This window comes from Enterococcus sp. 2STP (genome assembly GCF_032465635.1).
Lineage (GTDB): Bacteria > Bacillota > Bacilli > Lactobacillales > Enterococcaceae > Enterococcus_B > Enterococcus_B lactis.
Window position 1 is genome coordinate 167,701 of sequence record NZ_JAWDJH010000019.1, and the last position, 22,128, is coordinate 189,828.

A 22,128-nucleotide genomic window follows, 5' to 3' on the forward strand; every position below is an offset into this window, starting at 1 on the left:
CACGAGTATGGGCACGATATTTATTCAATTTTCTTTTAGTTTTTTAGCGACTGCGGCATTTGCCATTGTTACAAATGTCCCTAGGCGTTCATTGATTTGTTGTGGTCTTTCTGGTGCTTTCGGCTGGATGATCTACTGGATCTGTGTTCAAATGGGCGGATCTGCTGCTTTCGGGTCATTGCTTGGCTCTTTAGGAGTCGCATTCATCAGTGATCTTTTCTCTAAGCGTTTGAGAATGCCTGTAACGATTTTCAATATTCCTGGGATGGTTCCTTTAGTTCCGGGTGGTTTGGCTTATCAAGCGGTTCGGAATCTCGTTACTGAATCCTATCAAGAAGCAGCTCATTATGCGGTCCAAGCAATCATGATAGCTGGAGCAATTGCTTTAGGTCTCGTATTATCGGAAGTCTTTAACCATAACATCCGCAACTTCAAAGTAAAGCGTGATGCCATCATGTTGAAACGAAAAAAACGGCTTTTTAAATAAACGAAGTGTAACAAAGAAAAGGTTATGACAGAAGTGATTAGCTTCACGAAATAAGACAGGATTCACGAAAATGGTTTCTTAAATTTTTGTGAATCCTATCTTATTTTTCGAAGAAGCTACTTCTGGAACACTGTTTAGTAGAATTGGTGAGATCAGCGTCTTGGTCTGAGTATTAGCAAACAAAATGGAAAAAGAAACTTGCATGATTAACTTAAGTCTGTTTACTAAAAAGTGAGATATGATCCTTTATTTTTAATTTTTTAAAATGATTCATTCCTTATCTTTTCTTGAATAAATTTCTTTAGTTTATCAATACTTCTCTTACCCATCTCTAGTTGTTCTCCATTCGTAAACGTTACTACTTCATTTACTCGGCTAATAGATGCAATGTTTTCAGTATTAATGATGTAGGCTTTTAAATCTTTACATAAATACTCATATTCCAGTGTTTTTTTATATTTTTTTATTGTACCGTTTATGAGTGTCTCTTCGTCTTTCAATACCAAGCCTATCTTATTTTTATAACCTGGCATGCTCATTAGATAAAGAATCTCATCGTAATGGATATAATGATCGCTATTGCCATAACGAACAGACGTCCACTTTTTTTTGTTCGCTTGTTGAACAGGCTCGTTCTCTTTTTCTTTCAATAAGTAACTTTGGATGTTTTTTTTATTTTTTTCATAAGTGAATTCTTTTATCAAATACCCGCTAGGCGTAATATTTCGGTTAATAACAGCTATTGCTTTATTCGGATGAGAGGTCAAATAAACAATTTTACACTTCGCGTTCTTTTCTCTAAGCATTTCTCCTAGTTCAATCCCGCTGTGATAAGCGTTTAAATCGATATCAAGAAAAAAAATATCCGATGAACGAATATCATTGTTTTTGACAAATTCAACAAACTGCATGACGTTCAATCCCTTGATTATCTCGAAATTCCAAGGAATCAGTAAATTTCTGGATTCTTCCAAAATATCTTCTATCATTTTTTCAAAAACCAAACTGTCATCCAAAATAAATATACGTGTTATCATACAAAGTACCTCCACTCGATATTTTACTATCAAAATCATTTCATACAACTTTTCAACATACATGTTAGGAATAAATTGTAATTCTCTTCACAATCTTTTCCAACACCTTTGAAACCGCTATTAACTACATTCAGTATGCAACTTCTAAAATAAATATCATTTTACAAAACATATCAAATAGCCAAATATCTCATACAAAAAAAGCCAGACAACCGACGTCCTTACACGTCAACTGTCTGAGCTATGTTCATTTATTTTTTCTTTTAAAAAGAACGATACACATACTGATTTTTCGGAGCAGAGACTTTCTCAGCGTTTGTCACAACTACAGATGGAATTTCACGCTTGAATGGTTGATAATAGTCCGATTGGATGGTTCCTTCTATTTTATACCACTCATCATTTTTAACCGTTACTCCTTCAGGCATATGTGTTAACAAGCCAAAGACTCCTGAATCTGCCACACAATGGATAATACCGAATCGGAACAAGAAGACATCTGCATTGCTATCGTTCGGTGTTTGGTAAACAAATCCTTCATAGCTGATTTTTTTGCCAATGAATTCGCTAGGGTAATTATAGATCAGCTCCATGACTTCTAAATAATTTTCATCTGTGATCTCGATAGTCTGCTTATCCCCATACTTCTCTTTCAGTTCATTCATTTGGTCTAAGTAGTCTGACTTGTTGAAATAAATACTTGTATCTGGCTTTAGGTATTGCGTCTGCATCTCCGGGTCCCCTACTGATTCTTTGCTTACCGGAAAATTAAAGCCTTTGGCTTCTACGATCGTAGTATCCAGACTAACTGTTGGAAACAACGTACCAACGATCACTGGCAAAGCTAGCAGTACATAAGCGATCCCACGTTGATAAGGTTTCGATAACCCATGCTCGTGATCATGATCATGCTCGTACGTCTCTTCCTCTGCTTTTCCGTTTTTGACCCACAAATACAGCTGAACTAAAGCCAAAAGAGCGGATAAAATCATCGAAAGAATAGCTAAATAACGATAGTGGACATTGATATATTGATCAAGTTTGCCAGAGACTTGCAAATACATCATCAATTCGAAATAGCCAGATAAAATCAAAAACCGCAGCATATTTTTCCTCCTAAATAAATAATGTGAATCCAACAACGCTAAGGGCAATCAGTCCGATCAGCGATAGAATAAAACGTCCTGTAAAATATCGTTTCATCATCAATAGATTTTTGATATCGACCATTGGACCAAAGACCAAAAAGGCAGCTACAGGTGCTGTGCCGAACAGACTTAACAATGAAGACCCGATAAACGCATCTGCTTCTGAACAAAGAGACATCGTAAAAGCTAATAACAGCATGATAATGATGGCTAAAATCTTTGTTGATCCGAGCGTTAGCATCATTCTAGTTGGTAAATAAGTCTGCATCGCAGCTGCGATTAACCCACCAATGATCAAATAACGACCTGTATCAAAAAATTCATCGATTGAATGTGTCAGCACATGCCCCGTTTGATGGATCAGCCGATTTTTTGGTTCATTCTTATCGCCGTGTTCTTCTTCATGGACATGATGATGGTGTTCTTCTACTACTTTAGAGGAGATTTTTTCTTTCAATACAGCGTCTTTTTGAAAATAGGCAAGCCAGACACCAATCACAAGGGCAACAAAAAAGCTGCCTATCACCCGCCAGCTTGCCATCTGCCAAGAATTGCCAAATGCGATAAAAGTAGAAAAAATCACGATTGGATTGATGATCGGAGCAGTCAGCATAAAAGCAAACGCTGTGTGGACTGGTACGCCTTTTTTAACAAACTGATGAACGATTGGTACGATGCCGCATTCACATGATGGAAAGAAAAATCCTAAGATCGAACCAGTAAAAATAGAGAATAGACGATTTTCAGGAAGCCATCGCTTCACACGTTCTGGGGTCAAAAATACTTGTAAGGCGCCTGAGATAAGACAACCTAATAGTACAAAGGGTAATGCTTCGATAACGATCGATAAGAAAATCGTACTCATCTGCAAAACCGAATTGGGAATAAAAGAAAACATGAGTTTCCTCCTTTTCATTTCTAGTTCATTCGCTTTGCAAATATACGCTTTTATTCAAAAAAAAACAAGTTGCTCTGTCAATTTTTACACAACTCTTATTTTTTATCGAAGCACTTCAATTGACTTTTTCTATTATTCCCATTAAATTAAGGTCTCGTACATATCACTTCTATCACAAAAGGGAGAATGAAAATGAAACAAACCACTAACTTGTCTGAAGTTCAAGACATACTGCAACAATCATCCGTTGCCATCGTTTATCTTTCGATGCCTAATTGCAGTGTTTGTCACGCTGTTCGTCCACGATTGGAGGAGCTGCTCACCCATTATGATATTCCGGCACTTCATTTGGATGCATTCGAAACGCCAGAAGTAGCTAGCAGATTTGAAGTATTGACTGCGCCAGTTGTTCTGATTTTTCATCAAGGAAAAGAGGTCTTTCGACAAGCGCGGTTCATCGACTTTAAAAAAATCCGGCATTTACTAGACGAACTGACAGCAGAAGATGACTCTCTTTCTTATGAAGAAATCTTTCGAACAGAATAAACATTATCCAAACAGAAAAAAGCGATTGAACAAGTGAAAGTTTTGCCTTCATTTGTTCAATCGCTTTTTATTTTTATTCTGCTGTATTTTCGGAATGCGCATTTGCGTCAGAATGCAAGAAATAGATCAAGGTTTGCAATTCATTCGTCAAATCAACATTTTGGATCAATACATCTGACGGAGCATTCAATCGAGCAGCGGTAAAGTTCAAGATTCCTTTGATTCCTGCTTCCGTTAACTGATTGACTACTTCTTGCGCTCTTTCAGCGGGAATCGTTAAAATCGCTACTTCGATCTGCTGGATCTTGATTTGTTCCGACATATCTTCCATTGGATAAACGGGGATACCGTCTACGATGCGTCCAACAATTTCTTCATTCACATCAAAAGCACAACTGATACGTATGCTATTACTTTGATGGAATTTATATTTTAGTAAAGCACTTCCCAAGTTCCCTACACCAATCAGCGCAACATTTGTCAATTGATCATCATTTAATGTCTTCGCAAAAAAGTGCATAAGATCTTCTACATCATACCCATACCCACGTTTTCCTAATTCGCCAAAATAAGAAAAATCTCGACGGATCGTTGCGCTATCTACTTGAACGGCTTCACTTAATTCAGTTGAAGACACTTTTTTCTTTCCAGCATTATTTAAAATCCTTAAATAACGATAATACAAAGGCAGTCTTTTAGCTGTCGCCTTTGGAATAATATGATCTTTCACGAAATGACCTCCACGTATTGTCTAATTACATCTTTGATTTCTCCATCATAGCAGTATTTATAGGAAAAAATCAATTCCATTGCTCAGATATTGTGAAATTTTATTCTTTATTCATTTATTTATCATTTCTGCAAATCTCGCAGTATGATGGAATTTATGGTAGACTACTAATTGAAAAATAGTTTTTTATTTGAGGAGAATTCACAAAGTAGAAAAGAGGATTCCATGATATTATTACAAGCCAATCAGATTGCTCGCCATTTTGGTGCAGAAGTCTTATTTGAAAATATACATTTAGAAATCAGTACAGGCGCTCGTGTCGCTTTAGTTGGCAGAAATGGCGCTGGAAAATCGACTTTATTGAAGATCATTGCTGGAATTGAAGCACCAGATGATGGAAAGATTGCTAAAAATAAAACAGCGACTCTCGGATACCTCGCTCAGGACACAGGACTTGATTCCAATGAAACAGTGTGGAACGAGATGCTGAAAGCTTTTGAACAAGTTAGACAAATGGAACAGCGGATGCGTGAACTAGAGATTTTCATTAGCGAAGGTACGCCAGATACACCCGCTTATACTTCTTATTTAAAAGAATATGATCGGCTGCAACACGATTTTTCGGATCGAAACGGCTATGGTTATGAAAATGAAATTCGTTCCGTATTGCATGGTTTTAAATTCGATTCTTCCTTTTATGACCAGAAAATCGATACTTTATCAGGTGGACAGCGTACACGTTTAGCTTTAGCTCGCATGCTTTTGCAACACCCTGACATTTTGATTCTAGACGAACCCACGAACCACTTGGATATCGAGACACTTTCCTGGCTTGAAAATTATCTGCAAAGCTATACGGGTGCATTACTGATTGTTTCACATGACCGTTATTTCTTAGACAAAGTAGTCAATGAAGTTTATGAACTAAGCAGAAGAAAAATGCGCCATTACAAAGGCAACTACTCGAAGTATCTAGACTTGAAAGCAGAACAGCTGACAAGTGAATGGAAGGCTTATGAAAAGCAGCAGACAGAGATCCACAAATTAGAAGACTTCGTTGCTCGGAATCTTGTTCGTGCCTCTACCACTAAACGGGCGCAAAGTCGCAGAAAGACATTAGAAAAAATGGAACGTCTGGATCGTCCTCAAGGGGATGAGAAACAAGCAAACTTTCTTTTCAGTATAGAAAAACCTTCTGGAAATGTTGTCTTGCAAATCGAAGATGCCGCTATCGGATATGATGATGTCACCTTATCTGAACCAATCAATTTGGATATCCGCCGACAAGAAGCGATTGCTCTAGTAGGTCCGAATGGTATCGGAAAATCGACGTTGCTGAAATCGATCATCCACCAGATCCCTTTTATCCGTGGCAAAGAAACGCTAGGTACAAATGTCACCATCGGCTATTATGATCAAGGGCAAGCTGATCTGCATACAAACAAGACGATTCTAGCAGAATTGTGGGATGAGCATCCTACCACTCCAGAAAAAGACATTCGAAGTGCTTTAGGTGCTTTCTTATTTTCTGGCGAAGATGTAGAAAAACCAATCCCTCTGCTAAGCGGCGGTGAAAAAGCACGGGTTGCTTTAGCCAAGCTAGCGATGAACAAAGAAAATTTTTTGATTTTGGATGAACCAACAAACCATTTAGATATTGACAACAAAGAAGTATTAGAAAATGCATTGATCGATTACGATGGCACACTGCTTTTTGTTTCCCATGACCGATATTTCATCAATCGGATCGCGACAAAAGTCGTCGAACTCTCTGAAAATGGCAGTAAAGTCTATCTTGGAGACTATGATTATTATTTAGAGAAGAAACAGGAAGAAGAAGAAATCGCCGAATTATTGGCACAAGATGAGCCAGAATCCGCTCCTGCTCCTACGAATAAATCCGATTATTACCAGAGCAAAGAACAGCAAAAGCTTATCCGTAGCCTTCAACGAAAAATCACTCAGATTGAAGAAGAAATGACGCGGATCGATGAATGGATCGATCGGTTGGAACAAGAAATGGTCGCACCAGAAAATCTGGAAGATCACGTAAAACTCAATGAGCTGAACCAAGCTTTAGAATCAGCTAGACAAGATCAAGAAACAAAATTGTCGGAATGGGAAGAACTAAGCTTGGAATTAGAAGAATACGAGAATTAAAAGCCAATGGAAAGAGGTTGTGACAGCCCTGTTGTCGTAGCCTCTTTCTTTTTTATGCAGAAACATAGCGAAACCGTTCTCTTTTTTCTTACTATTTTTCTCTACTGACAAAATAAACAATAATTTTCCGGCACAATTATTTGCTGTTTTTTGCCATAACATAGTACGATCAACATAGAAAAGGAGATGTTTTTATGAAAGTTGTTGTCATTGGCGGTGTAGCTGGCGGTCCTTCATTTGCCACTCGTTTCCGTCGATTGAATGAAGCACACGAAATCATTATCTATGAACGCGGAGAGAATATTTCTTACGCAAGTTGTGCTTTGCCTTATTATTTAGGTGGTGTGATCACGGACCGTGACTCGCTGATCGAACGTACACCAGAAATATTGAAAACAAAAAACAACATCGACGTATTTACTAAACACGAAGTAACAGCAATCGATCCATCTGCTAAGCGATTAATAGTTAAAGACCTATCTACAAATAAAGAGACAGAAACGGATTACGATAAGTTGATCATCTCTTCTGGTGCTAGACCAGCTTACCCGGATATTCCCGGAGCTTTTGAAGCAGAAAACGGCTTTGTCCTTCGCAGTGTGACGGATGCGGATCGAATCAAATCGTTCTTGGAAGAAAAAGATCCACAACATGTCGTCATTCTTGGCGCAGGTGTCATGGGTCTGGAATTAGCTGAGAATTTCAAACATCGCGGCTTAGACGTGACTTTAATCGATCAATTGCCGCAAGTCGCTTTCCCTTATGATCCAGAAATCGCTGATCTAGTTTATGACAAATTGCTAAAAGAAGGACTAACCGTTCATTTAGAAACAACAGTTACTGAGATCCGTGAAAAAGGTCGAGAATTAGTATTATCAGATGGCTCCGTCCTTTCCACTGATATGCTTGTCTTTGCTGTTGGCGTTTCTCCGAATAATGAAGTGGTGAAAGCAGCCGGCATACAATTAACTGATACAGGACAGATCATTGTCGATGACCAGTTACAAACCAATCTTCCGGACATCTATGCGATTGGCGATATTATCGAAACGACTAGTGTAGTGACTGGGCAGCCGATTCAAAGTATGCTTTCCAGTGCGGCCAATCGTCAAGGACACATGCTGGCAGATATTTTAAATGGTACGCCTATGCGCTATCGCGGATATATTGGTGCGGGTGTCGCAAAAATCTTTGATCATACAGCAAGTTATGCTGGAATGACAGAACATGCACTAAGAGCATCAGGCATAACGAATTACAAAACTGTTTTTATCACTCCTTTTGACCATGCCTATTTCTATCCAGGAGCTACAAGATTAAATCTAAAGCTAATTTTTGATGCAGATAGCGGTCGGATTTTAGGTGGACAAGCATTTGGAGAAAAGGGAGTCGACAAACGGATGGGAGAACTTTCTGTAGCGATCACCGGAAACTTGACAGTCTTTGATTTACCCGATCTTGAGTTGCCTTACTCTCCCCCATATTCTACTACCCGTGACCCGCTGAATATAGCTGGTTATGTCGCAATCAATCAAATGACAAATATCGTAGAAACGATCAAAGCAGGCGATATACCCGAAAACGATTTGAAAGAAGCATTCTTTTTAGATATACGTGAACCTAATAAAGCACCTTCTGGCAGTATCTCGGCAACAAAAAATATTCCAATGAATGAGTTACGAGATCGAATCAATGAAATCCCAAAAGATAAAAAAGTTTACATTACTTTTAGAAGAGGATTGAATACTTATACTTCTGCACGAATCTTGTCAGGTTTGGGTATCAAAGCGATTTTGATCGAAGAATAAAAAAACGACCGCGGTGGGTAGCCGCGGTCTAGGAGTTATTTTTACTTGAGGAGTAAAAATGAAAAAGTATATAGGGTTGTTGGTTGGTATGTATATAGAATAGAAGATAAATGTGAAGAAATTGTGCATTATTTCTTCACATTTATTAGGTTATAGTTTAAGAAAGTTTAAACATCCCGCAGTTTGGTTATTTTAGGCGTTTCTTTTCATTAGAAAAACCGTCTTTTGGTTCTGAGATAAATCTTAACGCATAGTCGTCTCTAGAATAACGGCGCCTAATGTTATAAGGCTTCATATTAATTTCTCAGCACCAGGGCCTAATATGATATTTCTATTAGATGTTTTTTTGTTTTCTTTTTTGTTTTCTATTCTTTTTTCTAACAAAATTTGCTGTAACTTCTTTAATTGAGCCGGGTCGATTGGCTTACGTTGTGAGACGCTAGGAACTAGTTCTCCAAAAATGTCTCTTCTATTGTTATAATATTTTTTGACTTCCTCATGAATCGCATAATGATGAACGGACATTCGGTTGACTATATCATTTACAGCTTGGTTATTCAATTTTCTGTTTGGAATTTTTCCATCAAGACACCAAAACAAAAGAGTATAGTGTATTTGGAAAGTTTTTTTATTTTCTTCTTCGAAAGGTTTTTTTAATTCTTCATCGTATCGCCATGTAGATTTTATATAGTTCAATTTTTCTTTTTTTATATTCAACCAATAATGAAGATAATCAGATAAATAAATTTTATCTTGTAGTTGACCAACCATGTCTTTTTTAAAATATTTTATAAATTCACTTGATGATGTATCCCCAGTAAAAGGTGGTCCCCAGGTCATTTGTGCTAAATTTGCAACATAGTTCAGCCGATAATATGCTTCCAAAGAATTAGACTGACTGGTTTCTTCCGCATAGTATTTCTTCTCGTAAATGCGCAAATATTTTAACACATCCATATCTACATCAAATCCCACAGCTTGAAATTGAGCATTGGATTGCTGCTGGTTTTCGTTACGTTTAGTCACAAAATCATATCGCTTATTTTTTTTGAAAAATCTCGATAATATTTCATATCTATTCATATAGTCTCCTCCCTTTCTTTTGTCGATTACCGTATCATTTTATCGAAAAGAGGGAAAGGTCATTTTTTTCCTTTTGGTTTATAGAAAATGAAAAATATAGTGAAGGATTTATGGGATACGGCTAGTCATCAGAAAATAAAAAAAGTGGATTTCTCCACTTCATAAAAATCTAGCTTTTTGGAATACTACATTTTTTATAGCCAAACTTCTTTTGCGACTTGTTGCAATAATTGGATTTTCTTCCATTGTTCTTCTTCTGTTAAATGGTTTCCTTCTTCTGTTGAAGCAAACCCACATTGAGGACTGATACTTAGATTTTCCAATGGTACAAATTGTTGTGCTTCTTTTATTCGTTCTTTTATTTTCTCCGTATCTTCCAAATCTGGAAACTTAGAAGTAACTAATCCTAAAACAACTTTACTTTCTTTGTTATTCCAATGTCTTAAAGGGGTAAAATCACCTGCTCGGTCAGAATCGTATTCCAAAAAGAAACCATCATAATTCGTTGAAAACAACTCTTCTGCAATGGGTTCATATCCACCGGAGAACAGCCAAGAAGAAGCGTGATTCCCGCGGCAGATATGTGTCGTGATCGTCAAATCTTCTGGTTTGTCTTCCAGTGCGTTATTGATAATCTCTGTACAAATATGGGCCATTTCTTTCGGATCAATTCCTTTTTGAAGAAGTGCTTCTCTTTTAGTTTGATCAGCTAGAAACGCCCAATTTGTATCATCGAATTGCAAGTAGCGACAACCTTTTTCATAAAAAGCATGGATGGCTGCTTTGTAAGTAGATGACAAGTCCTCATAAAAATCAGATAGATCAGGATAGATCTCATTGATTTTTGAAGAACCATCGTTAGATAGAATCTCTTGTCGTAAAATCATCGTGGGACTAGGGATCGTTGCTTTTGCAACAAAAGTATCATCTGTTTCCACTACTTCTTTCAGAAAAGCAAAATCTTTTAAAAATGGGTGGTTTGGATTGAAAGATAATTTATCTACTACCCGAATATTATAAGCTGGAGCTGCTTTCCCGTGGAATGTTTGATTATATCCAGTTTCTGGAACATAGCCTTCGATACCATTTAGTTCTTCTAAAAAATCAAGATGCCAAAATCCGCGCCGAAATTCGCCATCCGTAATTCCTTTGATGCCCACTGCTTTTTGATCTTCTACTAATCTCTTTATCTCCTGATCTTCGATTGTACGAAGTTCTTCTTTTGAAAGTAAGCCTTCTTGAACTTTTTTTCTTGCTTCTTTGATCGATTGTGGACGTAAGAAACTTCCGACATGATCTACTGTAAATGGTTTGTTTTTGCTCATTTCACTCACTCTTTTCTTTGTTTGTTGTAAAAAAAAATCCTTTTACTAGCAAATACTAGTAAAAGGACGATTATACTCGTGGTACCACCTTTTTTCAGAAAAAACATTCTTTCTCTCAGCCTGACAATAAAATCAGTGGTCTTGGTAACGAAAGACTGTTCGTTTTTGCCTACCTTTCGACAAAAAATCCTCTAAGGCCATTTTCGACAGTCAACTTCTAGCTTTTTACACCAACCAAAGCCTCTCTTGAACCATTTCCTGTCTACTTTCCTTCTCATCGGATACTATTAGAATAAAATTAGAATAGCATGTTTGAAAGAAAAGTCAATAGGGGATAAGAACAAATAAATACTAATTTGGTATCCTTAGATCACTTCCTTAAAATAATCATACCCGTTTCAACTACATAAAAAGGACTTAATTTTGAAAAATTTCCCATCAAAACTAAGTCCTTTTTATTATAGTTATGCAAATTTGCTGATTTCTTCATTATTTCCGTCTTATGAGGTTTTAAAAAGTTTTATGGTACGTTCTATATTTTCAGCTTCCTTATCCCCATATAAGATGCGTTCTACTTTACCATTTTTTATAAAAATTACAGCAGGAATACTTTCGACACCTAATTTATTATAATATTTTCTGAAATTATCAACATCGGTTTTATTTCCAGTAGTATCTAGGTAATTAATTTCTAGTTTTTCCTTTTCCAAATAAGAAATTAATTTTGGTTTATATAATATACAGTCTGGACAATTTTCTCTACCAATGTAAACAATACTATTCCCCTTACTATCCATGATAGAGTCTATACCTTGAATTGTAGTTGTTTTTAAAGGCTCCTGTTGAATTCTTGATAATTGAGTAGAACCTAATACAAGTGTAACCATTGCTGCTAATGATATTACCAAATAAACAGCTTTTTTATTTTTTTTAGCATACACTATTCCAAAAATCATAAATGTCAAACAAGTATATAAAAGTAATATTTGCCAAAAAAAGATTCGTGTAAAATGTATTTCTAATGAATTTTCAGAACCATTTGCAATTCCTGATATAGTTAACAGGTTCAATGGTGCCTGAAAAGTTGTTCCGTTTAAAAAACTATTTACTCCATTAGGAATTATCAACGCAACTAGAATTGAAAATGTTGCAAAAAATGAAACGCCGCTATATTTAAAGATGTCAAGAATTATTTTTTTCATAGTCGTTCTTTCTCCCATTTAGTATTAAATACGTGATTTGTTATGATAAAACCAGTAACAATAAAAATTGTTACTAATGTGATTTGGATAATACTAGAATAACTATTAAAAAGGTTAATTAAATAAGTAATCGGAAATAAGCCTAGTACACAAACCAATATAAGGCTAGTTTGCGATAATGGATTTTCTTTACTGTATGGAAAGAAAACACCCAAAATAATAGAACTAAGAGTAGAAGTTGCTAAAATTCCTAAACCAAAAAGGCATTCTCTTAAACTTGGAACTTTAAAAAGAAGCATTAATAAAAAGAAGAAAGAGGTAACAACAAATGTGCTGATGAACTTCCCTAAAAAATATTGACTTCTCTTAACTCCTAAAATTCTATAAAAACTTAACATCTTTTCATCTACGCCATAACTTAGAAAGCCAAGTGTACCTAACAAGCCAGCATCTATCTTAATAAGAATATCTAATATTGGAAGATGACTCAGTAGTGTAAAGATATTTAATCCTAATAGTAGAAGAATTAAAAGAATTGTATTTTCAGAGCGTAACAATAATTTCATATCTTTAAGAATAAGACTAATATTTAAGCTTTTGGTATTATTGATTTTAGCAAATACTTTTGATTGATATTCATTTTTATCTTGAATGGAAGAAAGCAAAGCAAAACTATGGATACAAGCAATAAATATTACTAATTGTACTAAAACAAGAAGTAAAAGATTAACAGAAAAGGTATTCTCTAAAATAATATGGCCTAAAAATCCCAAGTTCCAGAATAAGATATTATAAGAAAATGTTTCGTAATTTAGTAAGATATTTTGAATATTTTCAAGCAAAGTAACAACAATTCTCAATATAATAATCGTTTGCACCAATAAAGAAACACTTTTAGCAAAGGGAATTTTCATGCGTATTCCTAAAAAAAATAAAATATTATAAGACAAATTCATTAATAAAGTGATAAATATTGATTGTAATAAGAAAATTCCTGCTATTCTTAATGACAGAGAAACTGATATTCCATTTGTTACAAGTTGTGGAATGATAATTATAGAAAATAAGATAGAAGGTATTGCTACCTGTATGCTTAACGGAAAAGAATAATATCCAATATACATAGCTAATTTAGATATAGGCAACCTATCCAAGTTTTTTTAAATTTTAGATTCATCTGGATCAAGAAATTTTAAAACAATAAAAAGAGAAAAAGTAAAGATTGATAGCGATATTAAATAGGTTAAATTTGCAGAATAAAGTATCTCTAAATTCCCATTTAAAAAAATAGATACAACATCATGTGTTAGAATATTTGCTAGTAAAGCAGAAATTCCGATTATGATAAAAACAGAAAGAAACATTCCAATTCTCTTTTCTTTTGAATTTAGAACTTGATTGATTTTATTTCTATATACTTTCGATAACATCGAAATAATCTTCAAGATAACAATCAATTTCATTCTCCCTTTCTTTCAAAAATGCCGCCTCAAGAAATGCCTCTTCTATTTTATTTTTTTTATATTGGGATTTGATTTCTTCAGGAGTACCACCTCCTACTACTATTCCACGAGTTAAAATTAAAATTTTGTCACATATTTCTTCAATAAAGAGTAAATCATGACTAGTAATAAGTATCATTTTCCCCTTGCGTTTAAACGAATCCACTATTTTTTTCAGAACATAAACAGCTTCGACATCTAATCCTCTACAGGGTTCGTCTAAAACTAAGACATCAAATGGTTTCATAATCATTGAAATAATCTGCAACTTTTTCTTCATACCGTGAGAATAAGAACTGATTAGCTTGTCTATATCTTTTTCCAAATCAAATATTTTTAATAATGTAATAATCTGGTTCTTATTGATTCCCTTATACATACTTTTTATAAATGCAAGGTATTCAAAACCTGTCAATTCCTCGATTAAGATAATTTCATCAGAAATATAGGCAAATCTATTTTTTATAGCATCATTATCAACATTTTGTCCAAATAAAGAAATACTTCCTTTGTCTTTCTTTATTATTCCGAGAATAGAATTTAGTAAAGTTGTTTTTCCTGAACCATTCGGTCCTGCCAAACAAAGAATTTCTCCTTTTGAAATTTGAAAAGAAATTTCTTTTACTCCGTTTTCAGAGTTTTTGTATATTTTATTTAAATCATTAATAGCTAACATATTTTATCCTCTACATCCAATAGAATTGATTAAACAAAAGAAAAGCTATCCGATTAAATAAAGATATGGATAGCTTCTAACAAATTGCATACTTTCACATGGGCTAAATAAATGATCGTAGACAGTAATTGCTACTTACAGCCCAGTCTTACAGACCCACTTCCGTTTACATAACTCCAAGAACCAGTGAAACTCTTCCCTTTAGTCAAGCAATACAAAACACAAGCCGCAACAATTGTAACAGCAAGTAATAGAAGAATAGCAATTGCAACGGTATACCAAACAACTTGATCTTCTGCCAAATAAATATTTTGACTTGTAATAGTTGGTGCTGAATAATCCATAATAGAATCTCCTTTAATTTTTTTATCATTTCAAAACTACTAATCATTAGAATTTAGTAGTTCTGTAATAATCGTATGTCCGTCACCAAAAAAGGGCAATAAATTGATAATGTGAAACATAAAAATAAAAGCAGGTATTCTTATCCACAAATTATCTGATAAGAAATAGAGTAGAACACCTAAAAAGAAAACAAAAAACGCTCCTGAAAACGTAATGAGGATATTTGATTTTCTATCTAATACTTTTTCTCTAACAATTGACATAGATAAAGTTTTTATTGATAAATACCCGTGATTATGATGAGTGATCTTCCTATATAAAATCAAATGAGTGGTTTCATGAAGTATGATGCTCATTAGCAAAACGAGATAGGAAAAAGCTGGGAATAGAATCCATAAAAACTCTAAACGAATTTCTTGAAAAGATAAGAACAGAAAAAGTAAACATAATAAATTTACTCCACATATGAAAGTAATTATTGGGAAATTCTCTTTTAAAACATGAAAGCACACTTCCAAGAAAATTTTTAACGTTTTTTCGTTATGAATACTATGACTGCTTCGCAAATTTTTTTGAATTTTTTTAATACTACAAGAGATTTTTTCTTTAATAGAGGTTCTTTTAGGAAGTGTATAATTGATAATCCCCCTATTATTTAAGGTTTGTAGAAAAACTACTAGGTCTTTTTTTAAATTTTCTTTTGGCACATCAGGAAATTCTTCTTGAAACCATTGAAATAGTTCTTTCAAACTGATTTTCTTGGTTTCTATTAATTTATTGCAAATTAGTAATCCTATTGAATCTACTATCATTTCCAATTTGGGAATTCTTTTATCAAATATTCTTTGATTTTCTATATAAATCTCCGGATGTATAAAAATATCAAAACTAAAAATTGTGTTATCATTGAAAAAAATCACATTTCTTATCTTTTCATTTATCAAAAAATTTTCTCCTTACCCTTAAAAAATCAGCGAACATCAATGAACCAATCTTTGAATGATTTAAAAGAAATAGCAAACATATTTTCACCACCTCTTTGTTTTGTTCTTTGCATGTTTTATTTATGTGTTATTATAGTAGCTAAGAAACAGAAATTTAAATTATGGTCAAAATTTTCACATCATAAAAATTAAAATAACGGAGGAAATATGGAAATTCATAAATTATTGAGAAAACTCCGTGTAGAAAGAGGGCTTTCTCAAAAAGAGTTATCAAAGGGAATAATAACTAGAGAAACTTTTGTGAAATACGAAAATGGCAAAACAAATATTCCATTTTTTGTTTTAATTGAATTACTGGAGAAGATGAATTTAAGTTTAGATGAATTTATTTTTTATTTAGACAAAGATATCCTAAGAGAAAAGAATTGGAGTTTAAAGAAATTAATAAAGAAAATCAGAGAAGACAAATCAATTTCTCAACATATGTTGCAAGCACTTCGAAAAAAAGCCAGAAATACAAATAATATAGTAGATATCAGGAATTATTTAGTTGCTAAGACGATCGGTTGGTATCAATTAGCAGATAGCGAAAGAAAACTAAACAACTCTGATAAAGAATATCTATCCAAGTTAAAAAATTATTTGGAAGCTGTTGATGATTGGGGAAGATTTGAAATGGCAACCTTTACTACTCTTTTATTTGTTTTTGAAACAAATTACATAAACGGTAGATTATCAGACATTGAAAGAAAAATAGAAAAAAATAAAGATTTTGAGATTTTTCATTCCATATTGATTGGTATGTATAACAATGCTTTTTTATTAATGCTCGAACGAAAAGAAACCGTTTTAGCTAAAAAATATTTAGAGAAGATAGCTGATGTTCGTCACAGACTGTTATTTTTTGGAGATACAGGTGTTTACTGTAATTTTTATAAATTACTTTTCGATCATTTAACAGAAGAATCTGGACGAGCAAATGATTTATTAGAATATTTTCAAGGATTAAAAATGATTGGTTCACATAACCTATCTAAACGTTTCAAAGACGACTTAAAGAAATTTGAGCTTATTTACAATATCACACCAATAATTTTTGTAGATTAATCATTGTAGGTAAGTAGTAAAAATGGGAACAATCACTGTGAATTTAAACAATTATGATCTTTATTATGTATGTAGAAAAACGGTGAAACAACAATAATGAATAAAAAGAAGATATTTAATGACCAAGTAGTAATAGATTCCGTCAAAATAAACAAAAATAAGGAGTTGAAAGGCAATAAATCACACTGAGCTATCAGTTACAGGACTCACTTTTTCTGAGTTAAACTGAGAAATTGGATACTAAAAAGTACTAAAGCTAAAAATTTAGAAGCTTTAGTACTTTTTATTTTCTCTTTATTTCTGTCTTCATATTCCTACCAACTGATACATGAAAAACTGTGACGACGTTTGCTACAATATTTTCAGAAAAAATCAAACCAACTTTGTTTATTGTTCTTTCTATATATCAAATTATCCCCTACCTTATGGAATTTTCAGCCGCTTTGGTAGAAAATTGGAAAAATCAGGTAGAAATAGGTCGCTTTTTCTCTATTTAGAAGGTTGATAAATCCCAAGTTTTACTGAGTTTTGCCATCATTTCCGATACATCTTGAATTCTAAGAATAGATCATTATAGATGCCTAGGTATTTCGATCCTAGATCTTCGTAGACTTCAAGATGAGAGATCGTGTCATCAGATGGATAAAATTGTTCGTCCGACGAAATGTCTTTTGGCAATAACGCTTTTGCTTTTTCGTTTGGTGTAGAATAACCAATATACTCTGCATTTTGTGCCGCGTTTTCCGGTTCTAGCATAAAGTTGATGAAATCATAGGCACCTTCTTTATTTTTCGCAGTTTTTGGCATAACGATATTATCAAACCAAAGATTGGACCCTTCTGGTGGGATCACGTAATGTAAATGTTCATTTTCCCACATCATATCGGCAGCTTCGCCAGAAAATGTTACTGCCACGGAAGCTTCTTCATTGATCATATACATTTTGATTTCATCAGCCACGATTGCTTTGACATTTGGTGTTAGATGATTCAATTTATTTGCTGCTTCTGTCAGCTGTGCCATATTCTTACTATTCAAAGAATAGCCTAAACTATTCAAAGAAAGCCCCATAACTTCTCGTGCACCATCAATCAGCATCAAACTGTCTTTCAATTCCGGCTTCCACAAATCATCCCAATGCTGGATTTGATCTGCATCAAAGAATTTATCATTATATACGATCCCTAAAGTTCCCCAAAAATATGGAATCGAATACTGATTAGCTGGATCAAAATCCAAATTTAAAAATCGTGGATCGATATTATTTAATCCTTTGATCTTTGAATGATCTAAGGGTAGCACTAGTTTTTCTTTGATCATTTTTTGGATCATATATTCACTTGGAATAGCGATATCGTAGTTTGTTCCACCTTGTTGGATCTTTGTGAACATCGCTTCATTAGAATCAAATGTTTCATAATTTACTTTGTATCCATATTCTTTTTCAAATTTCGTGATCAAACTAGGATCGATATAATCCCCCCAGTTATAGATCGTCAGTACCTTTGCTCCACTCATGCCACTTGTTTTTTCAAGTTGACGAACACCAAGCAGCAGCACCGCAATAATGATGAGAATACCTAAAAACAGAGATTGTAATTTTTTCATCGTAGCCGTGCCACCCCCTCGCGTACCCTTCTGTTTTTCTTCAACCGTTTTGGACGGTTTTCTTTACTAATGAAGTAGTAACCAATGACCAATATCATGGAGAACAAGAAAACTAATGCACTTAGCGCATTGATTTCTAAACTGATTCCTTGTCTTGCACGAGAATAAATCTCTACTGAGAGCGTCGTAAAGCCATTTCCTGTGACGAAAAACGTAACCGCAAAATCATCAAGAGAATAGGTAAATGCCATAAAATACCCAGCTATGATCCCTGGAGAAAGATAAGGCAAAATGATATTTTTGACTACTTGCAAATTATTCGCACCCAGATCTCTAGCCGCATCAACCATTGAATCGTTCATTTCTTGCAATTTTGGCAAGACCATCAAGACGACGATTGGAATGCTGAAAGCAATATGGGAAAGCAATACACTCTGAAAACCTAATCCGAATCCTAGTAGTGTAAAGAAAATCAAGAAACTAGCACCGATAATAACATCAGGAGAGACTAATAAGATGTTATTCATGCTCAACAACGCTGTCCGTGCACGTCGTTTCTTCGTGTAATAGATCCCCATAGCCCCAAATGTCCCGATGATCGTGGCGATCAATGCAGATAAAAAAGCCAGCATGAACGTATTCAATACGATAATGATCAAACGAGTATCTTCAAAAACAGCTTCATAATTTTCCCAAGTGAACCCTGTAAAGCTGTTCATCGTTCCTCCTTCATTGAAGGAATAAAAAATCAGATAGAAGATCGGTGCATATAAGAATAAAAAGACGATCCCTAAATAAAGATACGACCATTTAAATTTTTTCATTTATGAGCGACCTCCTTTTTTCTTCTCGCCTGTCAGGAGCATCACGATAAACATAGCAATGATTAAAATCACACCGATCGTAGAACCCATCCCCCAGTTTTGCGTAACCAAGAAATGCTGTTCGATAGCTGTTCCTAAAGTGATCACTCGGTTTCCACCAATCAGACGAGTGAGCATGAATAAAGAAAGAGAAGGAATAAAGACTGCTTGGACGCCGCTTTTCACACCATTTAATGATAATGGAAAAATCACTCGTCGGAAGGTCTCAAAGCTATTCGCTCCTAAATCTCTGCTGGCACTGATCAAAGAAGGATTCATCTCTTCCAATGCATTGAAAATCGGCATAATCATAAATGGAATCTCGATATACGTTGCGACGAACAAGAAACTGAAGTCTGTGAACAATATCTGTTTCGGTCCGATCCCGATAAAATCAAAGAAATGATTCACGCTGCCGTGAACACTGAAAATTCCAATAAATGCGTAAGCTTTAAGCAGCAGATTCACCCATGTAGGCAAAATAATCAACATCAGCCATAATTGCTTGTGCTTCAGTTTTGTTAAAAAATAAGCAGTCGGGTAACTAATGATCAGTGTAAAAAACGTGATCAAAAATGCATACCATACAGAATTGATCGTCATAGAAAGCGATGTCCCCGACGTAAAATAAGATAGATAGTTATTCAGCGTGAATTGCCCATTCATATCAAAAAAAGATTGATAAATGATCATTAATACAGGCGCGATCACGAATAAACCGAGCCACAAAATATAAGGGACGGAATAGATCCTGCGCATTGTTTTCATTCTTGTCCCCCCTATTCTTCGTAACTGTCAAGACGTGCATCGAATTCTTCTTCAGACTCGTTGAAACGCATGACATGGATATCTTCTGGCTCAAAGGCCAATCCTACTTTGCTTCCTTCTTTAGCTTTTTTCGTCGAATGGACCATCCATTCATTTTGCTGTTCATCATAACAGATGATTTCATAATGGACACCACGAAACAGCTGAGTATCGACCGTTACGACTAGCTTTCCTTTATCTGGTGTCGTGATCGTCAAATCCTCTGGGCGTAAAACAACTTCAACTGGCTCATTCGGGCGCATCCCGCCATCGACACATTCAAATTGCTTACCAACAAACTCAACTAGATTATCTTCGATCATCACACCGTCCACGATATTGCTTTCCCCAACAAAATCAGCAACGAAATGATTGATTGGCTCATCATAAATATCTACAGGCGTACCACTTTGGACGATTTTCCCTTTATTCATGACAAAAATCTCATCACTCATCGCCAACGCTTCTTCTTGATCATGAGTCACAAAAATAAACGTGATCCCTAATCGTTGTTGCAGATCCCGCAGTTCATACTGCATATCTGTACGTAGTTTCAAATCAAGCGCCGATAACGGTTCATCTAGTAACAATACTTTAGGTTCGTTCACGATTGCTCGTGCAATCGCTACACGCTGTCTTTGACCACCAGACATTTCACTGATCTCCCGTTTCTCATATCCAGGAAGCTGGACCATACGCAATGCATCTTTTACCTTCTTTTCGATATCAGATTTGGACATTTTTTTGATCTTCAATCCAAAAGCAACGTTATCAAAAACATTCATATGAGGAAAAAGTGCATAATCTTGGAAGACGGTGTTTACTTGTCGCTTATTAGCTGGCAAATCATTCAACCGTTTCCCTTCAAAATAGATGTCCCCTTCTGTAGCTTCAGTGAATCCAGCTATAATACGTAGGATCGTTGTTTTACCACAGCCGGAAGGACCAAGCAGTGTATAAAATTTTCCTTGTTCAATCTCAAAACTTACTTTTTTTAATACTGTTTCATCATCATAGCGTTTCACTACTTGATCAAATGAAATGATTGGTTTTCCCACGTTTTTACCCCCTATATTACAAATATGATTGTGTCGCGACAATCAATACTTTTGTTCGTTTTTTGAGATGATTCCTTAATTGATGTTGTTTTGTCGCTTGATAATAGATCGACTGTCCTGCTTTTGCCACATAGACCGTCTCTCCTAAGCTTAACTCTAATTCCCCTTCTAATACAAAAATAAACGTTTCAGATAATGAAGGTTCAAACGTCTTATATTCTCCTGCACCTTCAAAAGTTAGTAAAACAGGCTCCATTTCTTTTTCATTCGAATCAGCCACCAGCCATTCCAATTCATACCCGTTTTCTTCATCGAAATAAACCGTATGATCTTCTTTTGAATAAACCACTTGCAGATTCGCTGCTTCTTGATGAAAAAATTCTTCTGGAGTCACACCTAAGACTTCAAGAATAGAAAAGAATGTTTCCATTGATGGTGAACTTAAATCTCGTTCCAACTGGGAAATATACCCTTTTGACAAATCTGTGCGTTCGCCTAGTTCTTCTTGTGTCAAATTCTTTTGGATGCGCAAATTTCTTAACTTCTCACCAATTTCCATAATTTCCTCCGTATGAAGTTTTCTAATAGTAAACTTCCAGTTTACTACCACTCGTATTAGTATACGAAATTTATTGCAAAAGGCAACCCTTTTTAACATTTTTTTTGCTGAATATTTCTTTATCTTTTCGAATCATTTCTACTTATTCGATTCTTTCTTTTTTCTTCCTCTTTCACCTAATTTTTGTCTAAATTTAAGGAAGAACCAGAATAAAAAAGTAGGCTTTGTGGTATGA

General features: G+C 34.8%; 21 protein-coding genes and 1 other annotated feature. Of the genes, 5 read left to right on the forward strand and 16 right to left on the reverse strand.

Annotated features, from left to right (window positions below):
- Positions 1-7: 7 nt before the first annotated feature.
- A complete protein-coding gene (locus tag RWU19_RS08475; RefSeq protein WP_002290881.1) occupies positions 8-487 on the forward strand; it encodes a threonine/serine exporter family protein in 480 nt (159 codons plus the stop codon).
- A gap of 260 nt (positions 488-747) precedes the next feature.
- Here RWU19_RS08475 and RWU19_RS08480 read toward each other — a convergent pair whose 3' ends face one another.
- The 3 genes from RWU19_RS08480 to RWU19_RS08490 all read right to left on the reverse strand — a co-directional run bounded on the left by RWU19_RS08480 (position 748) and on the right by RWU19_RS08490 (position 3,570).
- Positions 748-1,524, reverse strand: a complete 777-nt coding sequence (locus tag RWU19_RS08480) for a LytR/AlgR family response regulator transcription factor (protein ID WP_002320245.1) — start codon at positions 1,522-1,524, stop codon at positions 748-750.
- 263 nt (positions 1,525-1,787) lie between these two features.
- The gene (locus RWU19_RS08485) at positions 1,788-2,630 is read right to left on the reverse strand and encodes a TIGR03943 family putative permease subunit (protein WP_123837928.1); all 843 of its coding nucleotides are present in this window, start codon (positions 2,628-2,630) and stop codon (positions 1,788-1,790) included.
- Positions 2,631-2,640: 10 nt separating this feature from the next.
- Complete coding sequence (locus RWU19_RS08490; protein ID WP_123837929.1) at positions 2,641-3,570, reverse strand: permease; 930 nt, start codon at positions 3,568-3,570, stop codon at positions 2,641-2,643.
- Positions 3,571-3,762: 192 nt separating this feature from the next.
- On the opposite strand from RWU19_RS08490, the gene RWU19_RS08495 reads away from it, so the two are divergent.
- The gene (locus RWU19_RS08495) at positions 3,763-4,116 is read left to right on the forward strand and encodes a thioredoxin family protein (RefSeq protein ID WP_002308437.1); all 354 of its coding nucleotides are present in this window, start codon (positions 3,763-3,765) and stop codon (positions 4,114-4,116) included.
- A gap of 73 nt (positions 4,117-4,189) precedes the next feature.
- Here RWU19_RS08495 and RWU19_RS08500 read toward each other — a convergent pair whose 3' ends face one another.
- A complete protein-coding gene (locus RWU19_RS08500; RefSeq protein WP_002287746.1) occupies positions 4,190-4,846 on the reverse strand; it encodes a redox-sensing transcriptional repressor Rex in 657 nt (218 codons plus the stop codon).
- Between the two features lie 225 nt (positions 4,847-5,071).
- Between RWU19_RS08500 and RWU19_RS08505 the strand changes: the two genes are divergently transcribed.
- A complete protein-coding gene (locus RWU19_RS08505) occupies positions 5,072-7,006 on the forward strand; it encodes an ABC-F family ATP-binding cassette domain-containing protein (protein WP_070769788.1) in 1,935 nt (644 codons plus the stop codon).
- 194 nt (positions 7,007-7,200) lie between these two features.
- A complete protein-coding gene (locus RWU19_RS08510; RefSeq protein WP_123837930.1) occupies positions 7,201-8,814 on the forward strand; it encodes an FAD-dependent oxidoreductase in 1,614 nt (537 codons plus the stop codon).
- A 291-nt stretch (positions 8,815-9,105) separates the two neighbouring features.
- Here the strand turns inward: RWU19_RS08510 and RWU19_RS08515 are convergent, their stop codons facing one another.
- From RWU19_RS08515 to RWU19_RS08545, 7 genes are all read right to left on the reverse strand, one after another.
- The gene (locus RWU19_RS08515; protein WP_123853060.1) at positions 9,106-9,897 is read right to left on the reverse strand and encodes a hypothetical protein; all 792 of its coding nucleotides are present in this window, start codon (positions 9,895-9,897) and stop codon (positions 9,106-9,108) included.
- A gap of 194 nt (positions 9,898-10,091) precedes the next feature.
- Entirely contained in the window at positions 10,092-11,222 is a 1,131-nt protein-coding gene (locus RWU19_RS08520; RefSeq protein WP_002312178.1) for a 5-methyltetrahydropteroyltriglutamate--homocysteine S-methyltransferase, read from the reverse strand.
- 59 nt (positions 11,223-11,281) lie between these two features.
- Positions 11,282-11,509: a binding site (T-box leader), on the reverse strand.
- Between the two features lie 213 nt (positions 11,510-11,722).
- Positions 11,723-12,424 (reverse strand): thioredoxin family protein, encoded by a 702-nt coding sequence (locus tag RWU19_RS08525; RefSeq protein ID WP_024635596.1) that lies wholly within the window; start codon positions 12,422-12,424, stop codon positions 11,723-11,725.
- Positions 12,421-13,569: a hypothetical protein gene (locus RWU19_RS08530; RefSeq protein ID WP_260241574.1), complete on the reverse strand. Its 1,149-nt coding sequence runs from the start codon at positions 13,567-13,569 to the stop codon at positions 12,421-12,423. Before RWU19_RS08530 ends, RWU19_RS08525 begins: the two co-directional genes overlap by 4 nt.
- Before the next feature lie 265 nt (positions 13,570-13,834).
- The gene (locus RWU19_RS08535) at positions 13,835-14,602 is read right to left on the reverse strand and encodes an ABC transporter ATP-binding protein (RefSeq protein ID WP_002308425.1); all 768 of its coding nucleotides are present in this window, start codon (positions 14,600-14,602) and stop codon (positions 13,835-13,837) included.
- 131 nt (positions 14,603-14,733) lie between these two features.
- Positions 14,734-14,946: a hypothetical protein gene (locus tag RWU19_RS08540; protein WP_002308423.1), complete on the reverse strand. Its 213-nt coding sequence runs from the start codon at positions 14,944-14,946 to the stop codon at positions 14,734-14,736.
- A 39-nt stretch (positions 14,947-14,985) separates the two neighbouring features.
- Positions 14,986-15,891, reverse strand: a complete 906-nt coding sequence (locus RWU19_RS08545) for a PqqD family peptide modification chaperone (RefSeq protein WP_123857993.1) — start codon at positions 15,889-15,891, stop codon at positions 14,986-14,988.
- 207 nt (positions 15,892-16,098) lie between these two features.
- Between RWU19_RS08545 and RWU19_RS08550 the strand changes: the two genes are divergently transcribed.
- The gene (locus tag RWU19_RS08550; RefSeq protein WP_123838245.1) at positions 16,099-16,998 is read left to right on the forward strand and encodes a helix-turn-helix domain-containing protein; all 900 of its coding nucleotides are present in this window, start codon (positions 16,099-16,101) and stop codon (positions 16,996-16,998) included.
- Between the two features lie 534 nt (positions 16,999-17,532).
- On the opposite strand, the gene RWU19_RS08555 is transcribed toward RWU19_RS08550, so the two are convergent.
- The 5 genes from RWU19_RS08555 to RWU19_RS08575 are packed head-to-tail and all read right to left on the reverse strand — an operon-like array spanning position 17,533 to position 21,893.
- Complete coding sequence (locus RWU19_RS08555; RefSeq protein WP_002320232.1) at positions 17,533-18,606, reverse strand: ABC transporter substrate-binding protein; 1,074 nt, start codon at positions 18,604-18,606, stop codon at positions 17,533-17,535.
- Entirely contained in the window at positions 18,603-19,430 is an 828-nt protein-coding gene (locus RWU19_RS08560; RefSeq protein WP_002308417.1) for an ABC transporter permease, read from the reverse strand. Before RWU19_RS08560 ends, RWU19_RS08555 begins: the two co-directional genes overlap by 4 nt.
- A complete protein-coding gene (locus RWU19_RS08565; protein ID WP_002287038.1) occupies positions 19,431-20,237 on the reverse strand; it encodes an ABC transporter permease in 807 nt (268 codons plus the stop codon).
- A gap of 11 nt (positions 20,238-20,248) precedes the next feature.
- Positions 20,249-21,334, reverse strand: a complete 1,086-nt coding sequence (locus RWU19_RS08570) for an ABC transporter ATP-binding protein (RefSeq protein WP_002308416.1) — start codon at positions 21,332-21,334, stop codon at positions 20,249-20,251.
- Between the two features lie 16 nt (positions 21,335-21,350).
- Positions 21,351-21,893: a helix-turn-helix domain-containing protein gene (locus RWU19_RS08575; protein WP_002287040.1), complete on the reverse strand. Its 543-nt coding sequence runs from the start codon at positions 21,891-21,893 to the stop codon at positions 21,351-21,353.
- Between the last annotated feature and the right edge of the window lie 235 nt (positions 21,894-22,128).